Below are 17,832 nucleotides of genomic sequence, written 5' to 3'. Positions count from 1 at the left end.
CCGTGCAAGGGCGGCATCACCCCCGACCTGCATCGGTCAAGGACGCAATCAGACCTTTCGGACTAGGCCAGTCGAACTCCCGTCGAGGCCGAGAACAGATGCACCCGAGCTGGGTCGACATGGAGTTTCACCAGGTCTCCCTTGCGCGGCGGGTCGCGCCAATCGGTGCGAGCAACCAACTGCTGCGTCTCGCCGTTAATTGTGTTCCGGCCGTAGATGTAGGCGTCGGAGCCGAGTTCCTCCACCACCCCGACCTCCATCGGGATCCCAGTGCTCGAGAGCACGAGGTGCTCGGGCCGTATCCCCACCACCACCTCACGCTCGCCGGTAGAGGGGAGGAACTGGCCCGGCAGTGGAATGGTCGCGTCGCCGAGCACAACACCCTCGGGTGTAATCGGGAGCGTGAAGAGGTTCATCGATGGTGAACCCATGAAGCCGGCGACGAACACGTTCGCGGGCGTGTTGTAGAGGTCCTGCGGGGTCGCGCACTGTTGCAAGACTCCCTGATCGAGCACGGCCACTCGATCACCCATGGTCATAGCCTCGACCTGGTCGTGCGTCACGTAGACCATGGTCGTCCCCAGACGACGCTGCAGTTGGGCAATCTGGGTGCGGGTCTGCGTTCGCAGCTTCGCATCGAGGTTCGACAGCGGCTCGTCCATCAGGAACACCTGCGGTTGGCGAACGATCGCACGGCCCATCGCGACCCGCTGCCGCTGGCCGCCGGACAGCGCCTTGGGCTTGCGGTCCAGGTACGGTTCGAGATCCAGGAGTTTCGCGGTCTCCTCGACGCGCGCGCGGATATCGGTCTTCTTCATGCCGGCGAGCTTGAGCGCGAAGCCCATGTTCTCGGCCACTGACATGTGGGGGTAGAGCGCATAGTTCTGGAACACCATCGCGATGTCGCGCTGCTTCGGTTCTTGCATGGTGACGTCGCGGTCGCCGATCAGAATCCGTCCGCTGTGTACCTGCTCGAGTCCGGCCAGCATCCGCAGCGACGTCGACTTTCCGCAGCCAGAGGGGCCGACGAGCACCAGGAACTCACCGTCCTCGATCTGCAAGTCGAGATTCTCGACGGCCGGCTTGTCCGAACCAGGGAACAAGCAGGTGGCACCGTCGTAGGTCACTGTGGCCATGAACTTCGATGTCCCTTCTACCCGGCTCCTCGCTCAGGTGCGTGCGAACTTACCTTTTCACTCACGCTCGCACCCACCCGGGAGAGGAGAACGATCACCGACGGACGGCAACACACCGTGCGCTTACTACCCTCGGGTAGATCGCTGGGCGTAGCCTCTCGGCGTGAATTCGGACAAGATGCTGACCCGGATCGGTGGACTGCTCCGGCAAGCGGAATCGACCGATAACCAGCATGAGGGTGAGGCCTTCATGGCCGCGGCGCAGCGGCTTGCCACAGCCGCGTCGATCGATCTCGCCGTCGCACGCGCACACACAGCGGGCAAGGAGAAGCGCGCCACCCCCACGCAGCGCCTGATCACCATCGGCGAACCGGGCAAGAAAGGGCTCCGCACGTATGCCGAGCTCTTTCTGGTGATTGCCGCCGCCAACGATGTCCAGTGCGACATCGCCCAGACGTCCGCAATCGTCTACGCTTACGGCTTCGCCAATGACATCGACGTGTGCGAAGCCCTTTATGCGAGCCTGCTGATCCAGATGGTCCGGGCGTCCGACGCGTATATCAAGTCGGGCGACTATCGCAGCGAGACCACGGTACGCACCCGGATCGAGAAACGGGGACGACGCCGCGGTGCGGCTGATGGAAATCGCCGTGTCGTGACCGAGGTGCGACGTCCCGTCGCGGGGGTGACCGCACGTCTGAACTTCCAACTCGCCTACGCCGCCCGTATCGGGCAGCGCCTCGCCGATGCAAAGAAGGAAACCGAGAAGGAAGCGGTGTCGGTACCCGAATCGTCGTCGGAGACAGCGATCGTCCTGCGCGACAAGCAGATCGAACTGAGGGACTACTACCGGGAGAACTCGCAGGCACGAGGCACGTGGCGAGGGGTGCGCGCTGTGGCCGGGCACTCGTCGAACGCCAGGCGTGCCGGGGATCGCGCCGCGAGGACCGCGCGGCTGAGCAATGCACCGGAGTTGCCGGCGGCGAGAAAGCGGCTACCGCAATGAGCGGCCCCCGCGACACCCAGCGCGCAGCGGTGTATGACGCAGAGTCATTGGTGCGCACCATGTTCGATCGCGCAGACGAGCGGGGACTGCGCATCGTCGAGGTGATGGGATCGCAGGTAACACTTCCGGTGGAGCGGAAATTCGGGTCCATTGATTCCGTGCAGGATTACGTCGACCGCGTTCTCTCCCTGAACTGGGTCCGGTCCACCTGGACGAGGGCCGCAACCCCGATCCACGTTCGCGCGAGAGCTGGCAACAAGGCATCGCATTACGAGAGTGATTGCGCCACGATGGCAATTCCCGAACATCGGGGAGGGAAGGCCTGGGCAATGCGTGAGCTGGTGGTACTCCACGAGATCGCTCACCACCTCGACCCGTCCCACCCCGGCTTCCCGACGGAAGAGCCGCACGGACCGGGTTTCGTCGATCGCTACCTCACCCTCGTCGACGAAATCATCGGACCCGAAGCCGCGTTCGTCTCGAGGGCGACCCTCATTGCAGGCGGGGTGCGGCTGAACTGACGTCATTCGCCCGTTCGGATGCGACAGCCTCAGCTGCGAGTACGGAACCTGACGAACCGAATCTGCCGGCCGGCCTGACGAAAATCGTCGGCGCTGCCGTCCACCTCGAACCCCATCATCTTGCACAGCCGCACACCCACTTTGGGGTGTTCGGCCCCGTACCGGGTCATGAACTCCCCACCCTCGTCGGGGCTGAGGAACTCGGCGGTCACGGGAAGGCGCTTGCTCCCCACCTGGATCGTTACGTCGTTCTGCGCCAAAAGGTTCCGGTACCAGTCGGTCTTGGGTCCGAAGCCGACCCCGACGACGTACCCTTCCGATACGTCGCTGCTGTTGACCACTTCGAGCACCACCTGGCGGGTCTTGCCCGACTTGCGGCCGATGTGCTCGAGGAGCAGGAACCTGCCACCGAGCAGAAAACCCAGATGCCAGCGATAGAGGTGGATCGGAGCACGGAAGAGTGCTTTGCGTAGACCAGTCGGCGGGTCCGGCCTTTCTGTGACCTTCATACCCTCAGCCTTCCAGATCCACCGCGCAATCTCTGGCGTGATCGAAAGCTCGGCGCGTCCGACCGGTAGCCATCTCGAAATCGTGCGAGCAAGATGGATTCGTAAGACGACCTGCACGAACCAGCCCGGTGCCGTGCCCTCACCAATCGGAGGAGCCCGCATGACTCGCCCAGTTCGCATCGGAATTCAGATTCAGCCTCAGCACGCGCCGGAGTACGGTCTCATCCGCGACGCGGTACTCAGAGCCGAGGATGCCGGCGTCGATATCGTCTTCACCTGGGATCACTTCTACCCACTGTTCGGCGATCCGGACGGTGCGCACTTCGAGTGCTGGACGATGCTCGCGGCGTTCGCCGAGCAGACCGAAAGAGTGGAGATCGGCGCGCTCGTCAGTTCTGCCGGCTACCGGAACCCGGACCTCCTCGCCGATATGGCTCGCACCGTCGATCACATCAGCGGGGGACGGCTCATCCTGGGACTCGGAGCGGGGTGGTTCGAGCGAGACTACGACGAGTACGGGTATGAATTCGGCACCGCCGGATCACGACTGAGGCTGCTCGCCGAGTATCTTCCGCGCGTGACAGCTCGACTCGGCAAGCTCGTACCGCCGCCCACCCGTCACATTCCGGTCCTCATCGGCGGCGGGGGTGAGAAGAAGACGCTTCCGCTGGTCGCGCAGCACGCCGACATCTGGCACAGCTTCGGGGACCTCAAGACGTACTCGCGCAAGGTCGGCATCCTCTCGGAGCGGTGCGCCGACCACGGCCGCAGCCCGGACAGCATTACGCACTCGACGAAGTGGCCGGGCATCGAAGATGCGAAGAAGCATGTCGACGCCGGAGTCACCCTGTTCACCGTCCACGCGGAGGGGCCGAAATTCGATTTCACCGAGCTGAAGAGGGCCATCGCCTGGCGAGACGAGAACACTCCGCCGCCGCTGTCCGGCCTGGCGTAGGGCCTGCGACAACAGTCTGTTGCGTCCGCGTTTGCGGTCGCATTGCTCGGGTACGCGTCACTTGCCCGCTAGTGCAGCCCGGCTCATACTGCGCGCATGGGATCTCCGACTCCGTGGCACTTTCTAGTCATACTGTTCTTCGTCGTGCTCATACTCGCGGTTATCGCCGGCGTTGTGCTTCTGATCGTGAAGGCCGGCAAATCGAGCAACAAGACGCCGTCGGTTCAGGCGGCTGTCCCGGGTTGGTATCCCGACCCGCATGACCCTCGCTTCGTCCGCTGGCACGACGGCAGGCAATGGACCGATCACACACAGCCGCGCGGCACCGACACGCCCGGCGGCTAGTCGGAACAAGACAATTTTGAGCATTTTGCTCTAAGCAGTTGGCTCACTTCTGCCACGTTCCGGGCCATATCCCGTCCCCATTTGTGCTCAACCGACAACACCCCGACCGAACTCGAGTCTCCGAGACCGTTTCGCGCCACATTGCCCGTCGATAGTGTCTGATGTCACACAACAGACGAAGGGGCAGATGAAATCGTGTCGCACATTGGCTATTTCGCTTGGGATCTTGCTTTGGAGCGCGGAGAGGCGCCGTGCCTGCGCGACGACCGCCTCGAACTGAGCTACGAGCAGTTCGCCGAACGGGTCGACGCGTTCGCCGCCCAACTGTCCGAGAGAGGGGTCGATCGCGGCGACGTAGTCGCGATCATGCTGCCCAACCGTGCAGAACTCCTGATCGCCCTGATGGCCTCATGGCGGATCGGCGCGGCCGCGACGCCGGTCAACCCCACGTTCACCGCGAACGAAGCGGATTACCAAATCTTCGACGCGGCAGCGGTTCTCGTCGTCAATGAGGGACCTGACGCACCCTCTGCCGGAAAGCCGACCATCGCAGTCGACGAAATGGCAACCACAACCCCGTCAGGATGGACACCGAACGTCAGTCCCGACGGCGAGGACTTGGCGCTGCTGATCTACACGTCAGGGTCCACCGGACGACCCAAGGGCGTCATGCTCTCCCACGACAACCTGCAGTTCATGAGTTCCTCCATGGCACAACACTTGTCGCTGACCCAGGAGGATCACTGCCTGCTGATCCTCCCGCTGTTCCACGTCAACGCCATCTGTGTCAGCTTTCTGTCCCCGATGCTGGCCGGTGGCCAACTGAGCGTTACGGGACGCTTCTCTCCTGCGCGGTTCTTCGACGACGTCGCCCGACTGCGCCCGACGTACTTCTCTGCCGTCCCGACCATCTACGCGCTACTGACCTCAGAGCCGGACACGGCATCCGACCTTTCCTCGCTGCGTTTCGCCGTCTGTGGGGCCGCGCCGATCTCGAAAGAACTCCTCGACCGCGCCGAGAGGCGCCTCGGTCTGGTGATCGTCGAGGGGTACGGGCTGACCGAGGGTACCTGCGCATCGGCGTGCAACCCTCCGGACGGCATCCGGAAACTCGGCACCGTCGGCCCCGCGCTTCCGGGCCAGACTCTCGCGATCGTCGACCAGGCCGGTTCGCCTTTGCCGACGGGAGCGACCGGCGAGGTGGTGATCCGCGGCGCGAACGTGATGCGGGGATACCTCGGCCGTCCGGATGAAACCGAACGGACCATCGTCGATGGCTGGCTACACACCGGAGACGTCGGAAGACTCGACGAAGACGGCTATCTCACACTCGTCGACCGCATCAAGGACATGATCATCCGTGGCGGGGAGAACATCTACCCGAAGGAGATCGAGAACGCCCTCGCCACTCACGACGGTGTGCTCGAGGCAGCCGTGATCGGCGCCCCGCACGAGGTGTACGGCGAGGTGCCCGTCGCGTACGTCGTCACCTACCCGGACGCTCGAGTCGCCGGCGACGACCTCGCAGAACACCTGGTCGACCGACTCACGAAAGTCAAACTGCCAGTGGCTATCCACGTCGTCGACGCGCTCCCACGCAACCCGGTCGGCAAGATCGACAAACCCGGCCTCCGCAGCCGCCACCCCCAGCCGATGAGCTGACACCACTATCCACCCCAGACCTCGGCCCGCGCCCGAGGCGATATCCTCACTACCTCAAGGAGCCTTGCGATGGGATTCATGACAGGGAACCCCCCTGAAGTCGACCCTGCCACATTTCTCGAGCGCCCGTTCCTCGACCGCATTCGCGTTACGTCGACGCACTGGGTCGAAAACGGTTTCGGATCACCGAAGATGGTGCACACCATCTACATTCTGAAACTGCTCGTCGTCTACATCGGCGCGGGACTGTCCATCGCGACCTTCACCTCCGGCCACAACGTGCTCGACATCGGGGCGTGGTGGAACGAGCCGATCGTGTATCAGAAGCTGATTCTGTGGACGGTGCTGCTCGAATCGATCGGGTTCGCCGGATCGTGGGGCCCGCTGGCCGGCCACTTCAAGCCGATGACCGGCGGCTTCCGGTATTACCTGCGCCCCGGCACAATTCGACTCGCACCGTGGCCGGGGAAGGTGCCGCTGACCTCCGGTGACACCCGGACCGTCTTCGACGTCGCCCTGTATGCAGCACTGCTGGTGAACCTCGTCCTCGCGCTCATCCTGCCGGGAGCGCACACAGCGTCGATCGACGCGGCGATCGCGGATAACTCAGGCCTCGTCCGCCCTGCCGTGTTGTTCCCGATCATTGCGCTGCTGGTCATCATCGGGCTCCGCGACAAGATCATCTTCCTCGCCGCGCGCAGCGAGCAGTACCTGCCCGCGATCGTGTTCTCCGCGACGTTGTCGTTTGTGGACATGATCGTCGCGCTCAAGCTGCTGATCGTGGTGGTGTGGGTCGGCGCGGGCATCTCGAAAATCGGTCACCACTTCTCCATGGTGGTGCCTCCGATGATCAGCAACACGCCGTGGATGCCGTCCAAGGCGGTCAAGCGCGCGCATTACCGCAACTACCCCAACGATCTGCGCCCGTCCAAGGTTGCCGGAGGTGTCGCCCACGTACTCGGCACGATTGTCGAGGTGGCTGCACCCCTGGTGCTGCTGTTCTCCACCAACCGCACGCTGACCCTCGTGACCGTGGCACTGATGGTCGCATTCCACCTGTTCATCCTGTCGACGTTCCCGCTGGCGGTGCCGCTCGAGTGGAATCTGCTGTTCACCTTCGCGACGATATTCTTGTTCGCCGGCTTCCCGGCGTGGGACGGCTACGGCGTCACGGACATGTCGTCGATGTGGCTGCTCGCAGCAATCGTCGCCGGGCTGCTGTTCTTCCCGATTCTGGGCAACCTGCGTCCCGACCTGGTCTCGTTCCTGCCGTCCATGCGCCAGTACGCGGGCAACTGGGCCTCAGCCACCTGGGCTTTCGCGCCGAGCGCCGAGGCGAAACTCGACCAGTTCATCCCCCGTCCCGCCAAGATCACCCGCACCCAACTTCTGGACACCTTCTCGCCGGAGGAGGCGGACGTGGTGATGCACCAACTGCTCGGGTTCCGGTCGATGCACAGTCAGGGACGTGCCCTGTTCTCACTGATGATCAACCACCTCGGAGAGGACATCGACACCTACACGCTGCGTGAAGCCGAATTCAGCTGCAATTCTCTGGTCGCCTTCAACTTCGGTGACGGCCACTTCCACAACGAGCACCTGATCGCCGCTATCCAGAGACGATGCAACTTTGCACCGGGTGAGTTCCTCGTCGCCTGGATCGAATCGCAGCCGATCCACAAGGGCGTTCAGGAATACAAGGTGATCGACGCCGCGCTCGGTGTCATCGAACGGGGAACCTACAAGACGGCCGACGCGATCAACGAGCAGCCGTGGCTACCGAACGGACCCATCCCGTTCGACGTGCAGTGGACACTGGAAGTAGATGCGAATCGGGCACTGACCGACCCGGGCCTGATCGAGGAGCCGAAGATGCACGAGCGCGGTGACAGCAGCGGAGTGCACTCGTGACCACTGCTGTCGTGGTCGGCAGTGGGCCGAACGGGCTCGCTGCCGCCGTCCACCTGGCCACCCACGGGGTCGACGTCGAAGTCCTCGAGGCCGCCGACACCATCGGCGGTGGCACACGATCCGGGGAACTGACGGTGCCCGGGCTGCTTCACGACCACTGCTCGGCATTCCACCCGATGGGGGCGGGATCGCCGTACCTGCAAACACTCGGCCTCGAGAAATACGGGTTGACGTGGAAATGGCCTGAGATCGACTGCGCCCACCCCCTCGACTCCGGCGATGCCGGATTACTTCGTAGGTCGGTCTCCGCGACCGCCGCCGGCCTCGACGAGGACGGCACACGCTGGCGGCGCATGTTCGGGGGTCTCGCGGACGGATTCGACGATCTGGCATCCGACCTGATGCGGCCGATCGCGAACGTACCCCGGCACCCGATCCGGCTCGCGAGCTTCGGGCCTCGCGCATTGCTGCCAGCCACCGTGACGGCCCGCTGGTGGCGCACCGAGAAGGCGCGCGCACTGTTCGGCGGCGTCGCCGCGCACGCCTACTACCGGCTCGATCGCCCCGCGACCTCGGCCGTCGGGTTGATGATCATCGCCGCAGGTCACCGCTACGGCTGGCCCGTCGCCGAGGGGGGATCGCAGGCGATCACCACCGCACTGGCCGCCGCGCTGGCCGATTGCGGCGGCAAGATCACCACGGATTCGCCGGTACGCACCTGGGGAGACATTCCGGCAGCGGACGTGGTTCTGCTGGATGTCGCACCATCGGCTGCACTGGGCATACTCGGGGATCGACTCCCTGACAGGGTCGCGCGTGCGTACCGACGATTCAAGCACGCGCCTGGGGCATTCAAGGTCGACTTCGCCGTCGACGGCGGGGTGCCCTGGAGCGACCCCGCGTGCGGGCGAGCGGGCACCGTGCATCTCGGCGGCACCTTCGCCGAAATCGCGCACGCCGAGCGAGAGGTCACCGCAGGGCGGATGCCGCAGCGGCCGTACGTGCTACTCGGCCAACAATACGTCGCCGATCCCACCCGATCGAAAGGTGACTTGCACCCGTTGTATGCGTACGCACATGTCCCGCATGGCTATACGGGCGACGCGACGGAGGCGATCACCGCGCAGATCGAGCGGTTTGCACCGGGCTTCCGGGATCGGATCGTCGCGACCACCAGCACCGGTCCAGCCGCGCTGGCCGAATTCAACCCCAACCATGTCGGCGGAGACATCATCGGAGGCGCCAACAACGAGACACAGGTGGTGCTCCGACCACGCGTTGCCCTCGACCCCTACAGCACAGGTGTGCCGGGCACGTATCTGTGCTCGGCATCGACTCCGCCCGGTGCAGGCGCACACGGGATGTGCGGGTACAACGCGGCGCAATCCGCACTGCGCTACCTGCGACGGGGCCGAGGGGGTGCGCGGTGAGCGGTGTCGGCGACAGCCAGGTCCGCGCGAAGCGTGCGGTGCCCAAGGTGACCACGGATGCCGAGTCCGAGGTTCTGGATATCGTCGCCGACATCGCTCGAAGACTCGACGCTCGTCAGGTGGAGATCACCCGCGCGATGACTGCGCTGCTCTCGCACGAGATCGATCAACTCGACGAAGACCCTCAACTGGTCGAACTACTCCAGGCCAGCGTGCAGGGCAACATCTCTACCATCATCCACGTCCTGGCCAACGATATTCCCGTCGACCACCTGCACCCGACCACAGCGGCCGTGGAATACGCACTGCGGTTGGCCCAACGAGACGTGTCGTCGAACTCGCTCGTGCGGGCGTACTACATGGGACAGGATGCCCTGAGGAATATCTGCTTCGACGAGGTCGGCTCCTTGGGCCTGCCAGGACCACTGACACTGGCTGTGCTCAAACACATGTCAGAGGTGATGTACAGCTATATCGACTGGATCACGCTCTACGTGTTCGGCGCATACGAGCAGGAACGACGACGGTGGCTCGGCGCCCGCGGCAACGTCCATTCGTCGATCATTCACACCCTCCTGGGTGGGACAGGCAGCGACGGGTCCACTTTCGAGACCGAGACGAACTACCGACTCGACCAGACCCACGTCGCGATGATTCTGTGGTCGAGCGGAGCAGACGACGAGGCGACTCTCAACGCGCTAGACCACCACGTGAGCGGCATTGCGCGCCACCTCACAACGGATTCCGCCCCCATAGTCACCGCCATCGACCGTCAAACCCTTTGGGCCTGGTTACCATTCGGCCGACGGCAACCCGTCATCGACACCACCGGACTGCCCGCGAGCCCGGGGATTCGGATCGCGATCGGGCTACCGTCGACCGGAATCGCCGGGTTCCGGCGCTCGCACGAACAAGCTCGCGCCGCCTACTCGGTCGCCAACGTTCCCAACACACCCGCCCGGCCGATCGTCAGCTTCGGCGACCGCGGAGTCGCCGTCGTGTCGCTACTGGCCGAGAACCTCGAATCCACACGGGCGTGGGTATGGGAAGTACTCGGCCCGCTCGCCGTGAACACCGATCAGGCCGCCACTTTGCGAACCACGCTGAGCAACTACTTCGCAAACGGCGAAAGTCACCTGCGCACCGCCCAGCAAATGAATCTGCACCGCAACACGGTCAAATACCGCATCACCAAAGCACTCGGCGAGCCCGGCACGGGAATCGCCGGACACGGCAAACTCGACCTTGCTCTTGCCCTACAGGTTTGTGAGTTCCTGGGCCCGACGGTCTTGCGCTAGAGCCATGGGCTCGCCGTAGGCGCCTGTAGAACGCTGAAGAACGCTCACCGGGACCTACACCCGCCCGGCGACTGGTCGGCACAAGACAGTGCTGCACACCGCGTTCTAAGCGGTTGCTCAGTTCTGCCACGTTCCGGGGCATGTCCCGTCCCTGTTTGTGCTCAACCGACAACACCCCGCGTGAACTCTAGCCCCCGAGACCGTTTCCTATCACAAATCCCGCCGATAGTGTCTGATGTCACAGAACGGACGAGAGGGCGGACGAAATCGTGTCGCACATTAGCTATTTCGCTTGGATTCTTACTTTGGAGCACGGAGAGTTGCCGTGCCAGCACGACGACCGCCTCGAACTGAGCCCCGAGCAGTTCGCCGAATGGGTCGACACCTTCGCCGATCAACTGTCCGAGAGAGAGATCGGTCCCGGTGACGTCATCGCGATCATGCTGCCCAACCGAGCAGAGATCCTGATCATTCAGATGGCCTCGGAGCCGTCGCCGGAAGCGACCTCGCCGCACACCTGGTCGACCGACTCACGACAGTCACACTGCCGCTGGCTGCCCCTGTCGTCGACGCGCTCTTACGCAACCCGGTCGGCAAGATTGACAAGCCGGGCCTGCGCAGCAGCCGCCGCCAGCAACCGGTGAGCTGACGCCCCCACCACTTCACACCTCGGCCCGGACCCGAGGCGATTCACCCTTTACCTCTAGGAGCCCTGCGATGGGATTCATAACAGGAAATCCTCCCGAGGTCGACGCGGCCACCTTCCTCGAGCGCCCATTCCTCGACCGCGTTCGTGCGACGTCGACGCACTGGGTCGACTACGGGTTCGGAACACCGAAGATGGTGCACACCATCTACATTCTGAAACTGCTCGTCCTCTACATCGGCGCCGGATTGACGATCGCAACCTTCACGTCTAGCCAGAACGTTTTCGACATCGGGACGTGGTGGAACGAGCCGATCGTCTATCAGAAGCTGATTCTGTGGACGGTACTGCTCGAATCGATCGGAATCGCCGGATCGTGGGGTCCGCTGGCCGGTCACTTCAAGCCGATGACCGGCGGCGTCTTGTACTGGCTTCGCCCAGGCACGATTCGGCTGCCACCGTGGCCGGGGAAGGTGCCGCTGACCTCCGGTGACACCCGGACCGTGTTCGACGTCGTCCTATATGCGGCACTTCTGGTGAACCTCGTCCTCGCGCTCACTCTGCCCGGCGTGCACACTTGGCCCGTCGCCGCTGCGAGCGCAAACAATGCGGGCCTCGTCGTCCCCTCGCTGTTGTTTCCGATCATTGCGTTGCTGATCATCATCGGACTACGCGACAAGGTGATCTTCCTCGCCGCGCGCAGCGAGCAGTATCTGCCTGCAATCTTGTTCTTCGCGGCGTTGTCGTTCGTCGACATGATCGTCGCGCTCAAGCTGCTGATCGTGGTGGTGTGGGTCGGGGCAGGCGTCTCGAAGATCGGTCACCATTTCTCCATGGTGGTTCCGCCGATGATCAGCAACACCCCATGGATGCCGTCCAAGGCGATCAAGCGCGCGCTCTACCGCAACTACCCCAACGATCTACGCCCGTCGATCGTTGCCGGCGGCGTCGCCCACATGCTCGGAACGCTTGTCACGGTGGTTACCCCCCTGGTGCTGCTGTTCTCCACCAACCACACGCTCACCCTGGCGGCCGTGGTGCTGATGGTCGCGTTTCACCTGTTCATTGTGTCCACGTTCCCGCTGGCCGTACCTCTCCAGTGGAATCTGCTATTTGCGTTCGCAACGATATTCCTGTTCGCCGGATTCCCGGCATGGGACGGCTACGGCGTCACGGACATGTCGTCGATGTGGCTGCCCGCGGGCATCGTCGCCGCACTCGTCTTCTTCCCGATTCTGGGTAACCTGCGTCCAGACCTGGTGTCGTTCCTGCCGTCCATGCGCCTGTACTCGGGCAACTGGGCCTCAGCCACCTGGGCTTTCGCGCCGGGCGCCGAGGAGAAGCTCGACCTTTTCATCCCCCGTCCCGCCCCGCTCACCCGCACCCAACTACTGGCCACCCACACACCGGAGGAGGCGGACGTGGTGATGCACCAGTTGCTCAGCTTCCGGTCGATGCACAGTCAGGGACGTGCCCTGTTCTCGCTGATGATGCGCCACCTCGGCGAGGACATCGACATCTACTCGGTGCGGGAGGCGGAGTTCAGCTGCAATTCACTAGTGGCGTTCAACTTCGGTGACGGCCACTTCCACAACGAGCACCTGATCACCGCTATCCAGAGACGCTGCAACTTCGCACCCGGCGAGTTCATCATCGCTCAGATCGAATCGCAGCCGCTTCACAAGGGCGTTCAGGAGTACAAGATGATCGACGCCGCCCTCGGCGTGATCGAACGAGGCACCTATCGGGTCGCGGACGCCGTCGCCGAGCAGCCGTGGCTGCCCAACGGACCCATCCCGTTCGACGTCCTGTGGACACTGGACAGTGACGGGGTGGAGGCGAAGATTCGGGAGGCGATGATGCGCGAGGCGATGATGCGGGAGACGATGATGCGGGAGACGGATATGGCAGAAACCTACTTGGTGGCACAGCCATGACCACCGCAACCATCGTCGGCGGAGGTCCGAACGGGCTGGCTGCCGCCGTCCACCTCGCCCGGCACGGCGTCGATGTACAGGTACTCGAGGCCGCCGACACCCTCGGCGGCGGAACCCGCAGCTCGGAGCTCACCGTCCCAGGTCTGCTGCACGACGAATGCTCGGCCTTCCACCCGATGGGTGCCGGGTCGCCGTACCTGCAGACCCTCGATCTCGCCAAGTACGGGCTCACCTGGAAGTGGCCCGACATCGACTGCGCGCATCCCCTCGACACGGGGGAGGCGGGACTGCTGTACCAGTCCGTCCAGGAGACGGCCTCCGGCCTCGGCGCGGACCGGAGCCGCTGGCAGCGGATGTTCGGCGGGCTCACCGACGGATTCGACGACCTTGCCGCCGACCTGATGCGCCCGATCGCGAACGTACCCCGGCACCCGCTCAGACTCGCGAGCTTCGGGCCTCGCGCATTGCTGCCGGCAACCGCGACGGCCCGCTGGTGGCGCACCGAGAAGGCGCGCGCACTGTTCGGCGGCGTCGCCGCGCACGCCTACTATCGACTCGACTGGCCCGCGACGTCGGCTGCCGGTCTGATGATTGTTGCCGCGGGTCATCGCTATGGGTGGCCGGTGGCCGAGGGTGGGTCACAGTCGATCACCACTGCCCTCGCGAACATGCTCACCGACTATGGCGGCAAGATCTCCACCGGAGTCCACGTGCGCAGCCGCAGAGACATCACGCCCGCCGACGTCGTCCTGCTCGACCTCTCCCCGTCAGCCGCACTCGACATTCTCGGGGACGAGGTCCCGTCGCGAGTAGCAAAGGCGTACCGCCGGTTCCGGCACGGACCGGCTGCCTTCAAGGTCGACTTCGCTATCGAGGGTGTGGTGCCGTGGACCAACCCCGACTGCGGTCGGGCCGGAACTGTGCACCTCGGCGGCACTTTCGCCGAGATCTCCACCGCCGAACGGGATATCGCGACGGGCCGGATGCCGACACGGCCGTTCGTCCTCGTCGGACAGCAGTACGTAGCCGACCCCACCCGGTCGAATGGAGACCTACACCCCCTGTACGCGTATGCCCATGTTCCGCACGGATATTCGGGAGATGTGACCGATGCGGTGGTCGCGCAGATCGAGCGGTTCGCGCCGGGATTCCGCGACCGCATCGTCGCCACCGTCGCGAGCGGGCCAACACAATTGGTCGCCCGCAATGCGAACTATATCGGCGGCGACATCATCGGCGGCGCAAACACCGCGACCCGAATGGTGCTGCGGCCGCGGCTCGCCCTCGACCCTTACAGCACCGGAGTTCCTGGAACCTACCTGTGCTCTGCATCAACGCCGCCCGGCGCCGGGGCTCACGGGATGTGCGGGTACAACGCGGCACAATCGGCACTGCGGTATCTGCGCCGGGAAGCAGGTGACGTTCTGTGAACAGCCCAGACGAGCAGAGCACTCCGGGACCGCGTCCACGCCTCGCGCGTGCACCCGCGCCGGCGGAAACGGAAGTCCTCGACATCGTCGCCGGCGTCGCACGCAGGCTCGATTCCCAGCAGGCTGAGATCACCCACGCGATGAGTGCCCTGCTTGCGCGCGAGATCGACGAGCTCAACGAGAATCCGGAACTCTTCGAACTGATGGAAGCGAGCGTACACAGCAACATATCGACCATAATTCACGTTCTTGCCAACGATATTCCGGTCGAACACCTGCAGCCCCCCACTGCGGCAGTCGAATACGTGCTCCGACTGGCTCAACGCGATGTGTCGTCACATGCCGTCGCACGGGCTTACCATATGGGCCAGGACGACCTCATGAAGATCTGTTACGACGAGGTACATGCGCTCGAACTGTCTGCTCCGCTCACACTCGCTGTCCTCAAACATCTTTCGGATGTTGTGTTCAGCTACATCGATTGGATCACGCTGTACGTTTTCGAGGCGCACGAGCAAGAACGCCAACGCTGGATCGGCGCCCAGGGTAACGTCCATTCCTCAACCATCCACGGACTCCTCGAGGACACCGGTAGCGATCCCGGACAATTCGAGGCTGAGACGCAATATCGGCTCGAGCAGAACCATGTCGCCATAATCGCCTGGTCTACCACCCGCGACGACAGTGCGTCCCTGAATTCCCTCTACCGATATGTGCGGGACGTCGCGGCGCACCTCACTACGGATTCGGCCCCTATCGTCACCGCCATCGACCGCAACACCATCTGGGCATGGATGCCGTTCGGATCCAGACGACCTGCGATCGACAGCGCTACCCTGCCCACCGACACGAATGTCCGTGCGGCGATCGGACTCCCCGCGCACGGAATCGCCGGGTTCCGGCGCTCGCACGAACAAGCTCGCGCCGCTTACTCGGTCGCCAACGTTCCCAACACACCCGCCCGGCCGATCGTCAGCTTCGGCGACCGCGGAGTCGCCGTCGTGTCGCTACTGTCCGAGAACCTCGAATCCACACGGGCATGGGTATGGGAGGTCCTCGGCCCGCTCGCCGAGAACACCGATCAGGCCGCCACTTTGCGGACGACGCTGAGCACCTACTTCGCAAACGGCGAGAGTCACCTGCACACCGCCCAGCAAATGAATCTGCACCGCAACACGGTCAAATACCGCATCACCAAAGCACTCGGCGAGCCCGGCACGGGAATCGCCGGACACAGCAAACTCGACCTTGCTCTCGCCCTACAAGTTTGCGAGTTCCTCGGCCCGACGGTCTTACGCTAGACGCCAAGCACCCAACCGCTGGACCCGTGAAACACGCTGAGCTTTGGTCCATTCCGTCAAGTCCAGGCCAGTCACGTCGAGTCGTTCGGGGTTCAACTACGGGACAGTGATGCACGCTGGTACTTGCTCGAGTGCGGCCATCGAGACTGCTCCCGGCGGCTTGACCCAATTCTGCCTGACGGTTAGAGTTCCGCTACTGCCAGAGAGCACCAGGAATACGGGGAGGGCTGGATCATCTGGGAAAAGAAATCTACGCGGGGCGGTGCTTTGCTGCCACCGACGGACCGGTCGATGCGCACAACGGACGGTCAAGGCACACAATGGATGTCCGGAGGGGCGCTCCCAGCGAATCCCGTGGACCGAAGTCGCCCCGCCTGACGTTTCACTGGCTGATTCGGTGGAACCCCACTGGGGTGACATACGCGCGTGGATGAGCGATTCACGCAACACTCCTCGCATTTCGACCTGTATCGAAATTCGTTGCCTGAGTCGATGAGCCCGGGCACACACTGACTACGCGCCGATCACAAGCGCGAAGCCCTGGGAGCTGCGATGTGCGTCGGCCCCCAGGCCGGATGCTTCGGCGAACACACGTCGAATTCGTCCGCCGTTCATTTACCACAACTCGGAGGAAATACGTTGAGAAAGCTCACTGCCGCCGCCACCATCGCCGCCGCAGCGTCAGCCATTACCATTGCGTCAGCGGGTACAGCATCTGCAATGGAGATCGTTCACCACTATTCCGGGTGGGGCGCCGAGTACGCCTGCAATGCGGACAAGAATGTGCTCGGTCCTGTGCCGAACTCCATGACCTTCTGTGAGGATCTGAACAACGGCGTCTACCGGCTGACGATCGTGCCCAACCACGAGATTCCGGCCTACCTTGGAAACATGTTTGTCCGGGGATTCTTCGGATCCTGACCCAACCATCCGATGGCGGCCCGGCCGAATGGACTCGACCGGGCCGCCTTCTGGATTGTCAATCGGGTTACACCATTGAGTCGTCAGATCACCAATTCAGGGATCCTTCTCCGCCAGTGTGGCTTTGGTGGCACACGACGGGCAGCTGTGGATCCGAGGCTAGTCGCCGGAATCGGAACCCATGACAATACCCTGGACGATTGCTGCGGCAAACGGCATGATCGTCGGAAGCATGGCACTACCGACGACGCTGCCGAGGATCGCTGATCCGATGGCGGCTCCTGTGGTATCCGGGGGCGGGAGCAGCTCGCTGATGCGACCACCGAGGTTGCCCTGCCAGGTGAATTGCTGATCGTCGTAACGGAAATTGGTGATTCTCACCGTGAACCTCGCCGGGTCGAGGTTCACGTAGTTCACTCGGAATCCGTATCTGACGGTCGCGCTCGTGTATGGCGCGATGTAACTCGGCTCACTCCCCGCATTGCGGTACGTCCGGTCCGCAACGTAGTTCCTGGTGCCGTACGTAAGTGTCGGTGAGTCGATTTCCCAGCTTTCGAGGCCTTCGAATCCCGCAGTGTAGATGACGTCGATGTAGGTGTAGCAGTCGTAGTCGTCGCAGTTGACCGCGTAGCCGCCGATGGCGACCCGGTCTCCGCGCTGTGGGTCAGTGAGAGCCTGCCCAAAATTGTCGACGGAGTATTGCGAGGCCGCGTTCGCGGTAGGAGTTGCGATCATCGCCGGTACACCGAGAATGGCGAACGCACTAACGGCGACGGCGATCTTGCGGGTGACGCTGCGAATGGACAAGCGGATTCCCCCCAGAT

General features: G+C 63.6%; 16 protein-coding genes. 13 read left to right on the top strand and 3 right to left on the bottom strand.

Annotation, left to right across the window (positions count from 1 at the left end):
- Window positions 1–62 precede the first annotated feature (62 nt).
- Window positions 63–1,136 (bottom strand): ABC transporter ATP-binding protein, encoded by a 1,074-nt coding sequence (locus tag BFN03_RS18765; protein WP_070380278.1) that lies wholly within the window; start codon window positions 1,134–1,136, stop codon window positions 63–65.
- A 163-nt stretch (window positions 1,137–1,299) separates the two neighbouring features.
- Between BFN03_RS18765 and BFN03_RS18760 the strand changes: the two genes are divergently transcribed.
- On the top strand, window positions 1,300–2,142 hold the full coding sequence (locus BFN03_RS18760; protein WP_070380277.1) for a DUF2786 domain-containing protein: 843 nt from the start codon (window positions 1,300–1,302) through the stop codon (window positions 2,140–2,142).
- Complete coding sequence (locus BFN03_RS18755; RefSeq protein WP_070380276.1) at window positions 2,139–2,663, top strand: TIGR04338 family metallohydrolase; 525 nt, start codon at window positions 2,139–2,141, stop codon at window positions 2,661–2,663. The genes BFN03_RS18760 and BFN03_RS18755 overlap by 4 nt, the downstream gene beginning before the upstream one ends.
- A 29-nt stretch (window positions 2,664–2,692) precedes the next feature.
- Here BFN03_RS18755 and BFN03_RS18750 read toward each other — a convergent pair whose 3' ends face one another.
- On the bottom strand, window positions 2,693–3,172 hold the full coding sequence (locus BFN03_RS18750) for a nitroreductase family deazaflavin-dependent oxidoreductase (protein ID WP_070381081.1): 480 nt from the start codon (window positions 3,170–3,172) through the stop codon (window positions 2,693–2,695).
- A 160-nt stretch (window positions 3,173–3,332) separates the two neighbouring features.
- On the opposite strand from BFN03_RS18750, the gene BFN03_RS18745 reads away from it, so the two are divergent.
- From BFN03_RS18745 to BFN03_RS18695, 11 genes are all read left to right on the top strand, one after another.
- Window positions 3,333–4,127, top strand: a complete 795-nt coding sequence (locus BFN03_RS18745) for an LLM class F420-dependent oxidoreductase (protein WP_070380275.1) — start codon at window positions 3,333–3,335, stop codon at window positions 4,125–4,127.
- A 96-nt stretch (window positions 4,128–4,223) separates the two neighbouring features.
- Entirely contained in the window at window positions 4,224–4,472 is a 249-nt protein-coding gene (locus BFN03_RS18740; RefSeq protein WP_070380274.1) for a DUF2510 domain-containing protein, read from the top strand.
- 195 nt (window positions 4,473–4,667) lie between these two features.
- On the top strand, window positions 4,668–6,134 hold the full coding sequence (locus BFN03_RS18735) for a class I adenylate-forming enzyme family protein (RefSeq protein ID WP_070380273.1): 1,467 nt from the start codon (window positions 4,668–4,670) through the stop codon (window positions 6,132–6,134).
- Window positions 6,135–6,203: 69 nt separating this feature from the next.
- Window positions 6,204–8,045: a DUF3556 domain-containing protein gene (locus tag BFN03_RS18730; protein ID WP_070380272.1), complete on the top strand. Its 1,842-nt coding sequence runs from the start codon at window positions 6,204–6,206 to the stop codon at window positions 8,043–8,045.
- The gene (locus BFN03_RS18725; RefSeq protein ID WP_070380271.1) at window positions 8,042–9,475 is read left to right on the top strand and encodes a phytoene desaturase family protein; all 1,434 of its coding nucleotides are present in this window, start codon (window positions 8,042–8,044) and stop codon (window positions 9,473–9,475) included. Before BFN03_RS18730 ends, BFN03_RS18725 begins: the two co-directional genes overlap by 4 nt.
- Window positions 9,472–10,773 (top strand): helix-turn-helix domain-containing protein, encoded by a 1,302-nt coding sequence (locus BFN03_RS18720; RefSeq protein WP_157109657.1) that lies wholly within the window; start codon window positions 9,472–9,474, stop codon window positions 10,771–10,773. The genes BFN03_RS18725 and BFN03_RS18720 overlap by 4 nt, the downstream gene beginning before the upstream one ends.
- Window positions 10,774–11,042: 269 nt before the next feature.
- The gene (locus tag BFN03_RS18715) at window positions 11,043–11,417 is read left to right on the top strand and encodes an AMP-binding protein (protein ID WP_157109656.1); all 375 of its coding nucleotides are present in this window, start codon (window positions 11,043–11,045) and stop codon (window positions 11,415–11,417) included.
- Window positions 11,418–11,490: 73 nt separating this feature from the next.
- Window positions 11,491–13,356 carry a DUF3556 domain-containing protein gene (locus BFN03_RS18710; protein WP_070380269.1) on the top strand — a complete coding sequence of 622 codons (1,866 nt, stop codon included), beginning with the start codon at window positions 11,491–11,493 and terminating at the stop codon, window positions 13,354–13,356.
- Complete coding sequence (locus BFN03_RS18705; RefSeq protein ID WP_070380268.1) at window positions 13,353–14,786, top strand: phytoene desaturase family protein; 1,434 nt, start codon at window positions 13,353–13,355, stop codon at window positions 14,784–14,786. The genes BFN03_RS18710 and BFN03_RS18705 overlap by 4 nt, the downstream gene beginning before the upstream one ends.
- A complete protein-coding gene (locus BFN03_RS18700) occupies window positions 14,783–16,087 on the top strand; it encodes a PucR family transcriptional regulator (protein ID WP_070380267.1) in 1,305 nt (434 codons plus the stop codon). Before BFN03_RS18705 ends, BFN03_RS18700 begins: the two co-directional genes overlap by 4 nt.
- A gap of 639 nt (window positions 16,088–16,726) precedes the next feature.
- A complete protein-coding gene (locus tag BFN03_RS18695) occupies window positions 16,727–17,008 on the top strand; it encodes a hypothetical protein (protein WP_157109655.1) in 282 nt (93 codons plus the stop codon).
- Between the two features lie 159 nt (window positions 17,009–17,167).
- On the opposite strand, the gene BFN03_RS18690 is transcribed toward BFN03_RS18695, so the two are convergent.
- Window positions 17,168–17,815, bottom strand: coding sequence for a hypothetical protein (locus BFN03_RS18690; protein ID WP_157109654.1), 648 nt, complete (start codon window positions 17,813–17,815; stop codon window positions 17,168–17,170).
- Window positions 17,816–17,832 lie beyond the last annotated feature (17 nt).

The sequence above is a fragment of the Rhodococcus sp. WMMA185 genome (genome assembly GCF_001767395.1).
In the GTDB taxonomy this organism is placed as follows: domain Bacteria; phylum Actinomycetota; class Actinomycetes; order Mycobacteriales; family Mycobacteriaceae; genus Rhodococcus_F.
The sequence above is the reverse complement of the archived record's forward strand: the minus strand, read 5'-3'. Positions and strand labels throughout refer to the sequence as shown.

What these genes read in the sequence shown, in the direction of transcription:
- BFN03_RS18710 (WP_070380269.1), top strand. Translation starts at nt 11,491, where the DNA reads ATGGGATTCATAACAGGAAATCCTCCCGAGGTCGACGCGGCCACCTTC.
- BFN03_RS18730 (WP_070380272.1), top strand. Translation starts at nt 6,204, where the DNA reads ATGGGATTCATGACAGGGAACCCCCCTGAAGTCGACCCTGCCACATTT.
- BFN03_RS18750 (WP_070381081.1), bottom strand. Translation starts at nt 3,172, where the DNA reads ATGAAGGTCACAGAAAGGCCGGACCCGCCGACTGGTCTACGCAAAGCA.
- BFN03_RS18755 (WP_070380276.1), top strand. Translation starts at nt 2,139, where the DNA reads ATGAGCGGCCCCCGCGACACCCAGCGCGCAGCGGTGTATGACGCAGAG.
- BFN03_RS18765 (WP_070380278.1), bottom strand. Translation starts at nt 1,136, where the DNA reads ATGGCCACAGTGACCTACGACGGTGCCACCTGCTTGTTCCCTGGTTCG.
- BFN03_RS18705 (WP_070380268.1), top strand. Translation starts at nt 13,353, where the DNA reads ATGACCACCGCAACCATCGTCGGCGGAGGTCCGAACGGGCTGGCTGCC.
- BFN03_RS18745 (WP_070380275.1), top strand. Translation starts at nt 3,333, where the DNA reads ATGACTCGCCCAGTTCGCATCGGAATTCAGATTCAGCCTCAGCACGCG.
- BFN03_RS18740 (WP_070380274.1), top strand. Translation starts at nt 4,224, where the DNA reads ATGGGATCTCCGACTCCGTGGCACTTTCTAGTCATACTGTTCTTCGTC.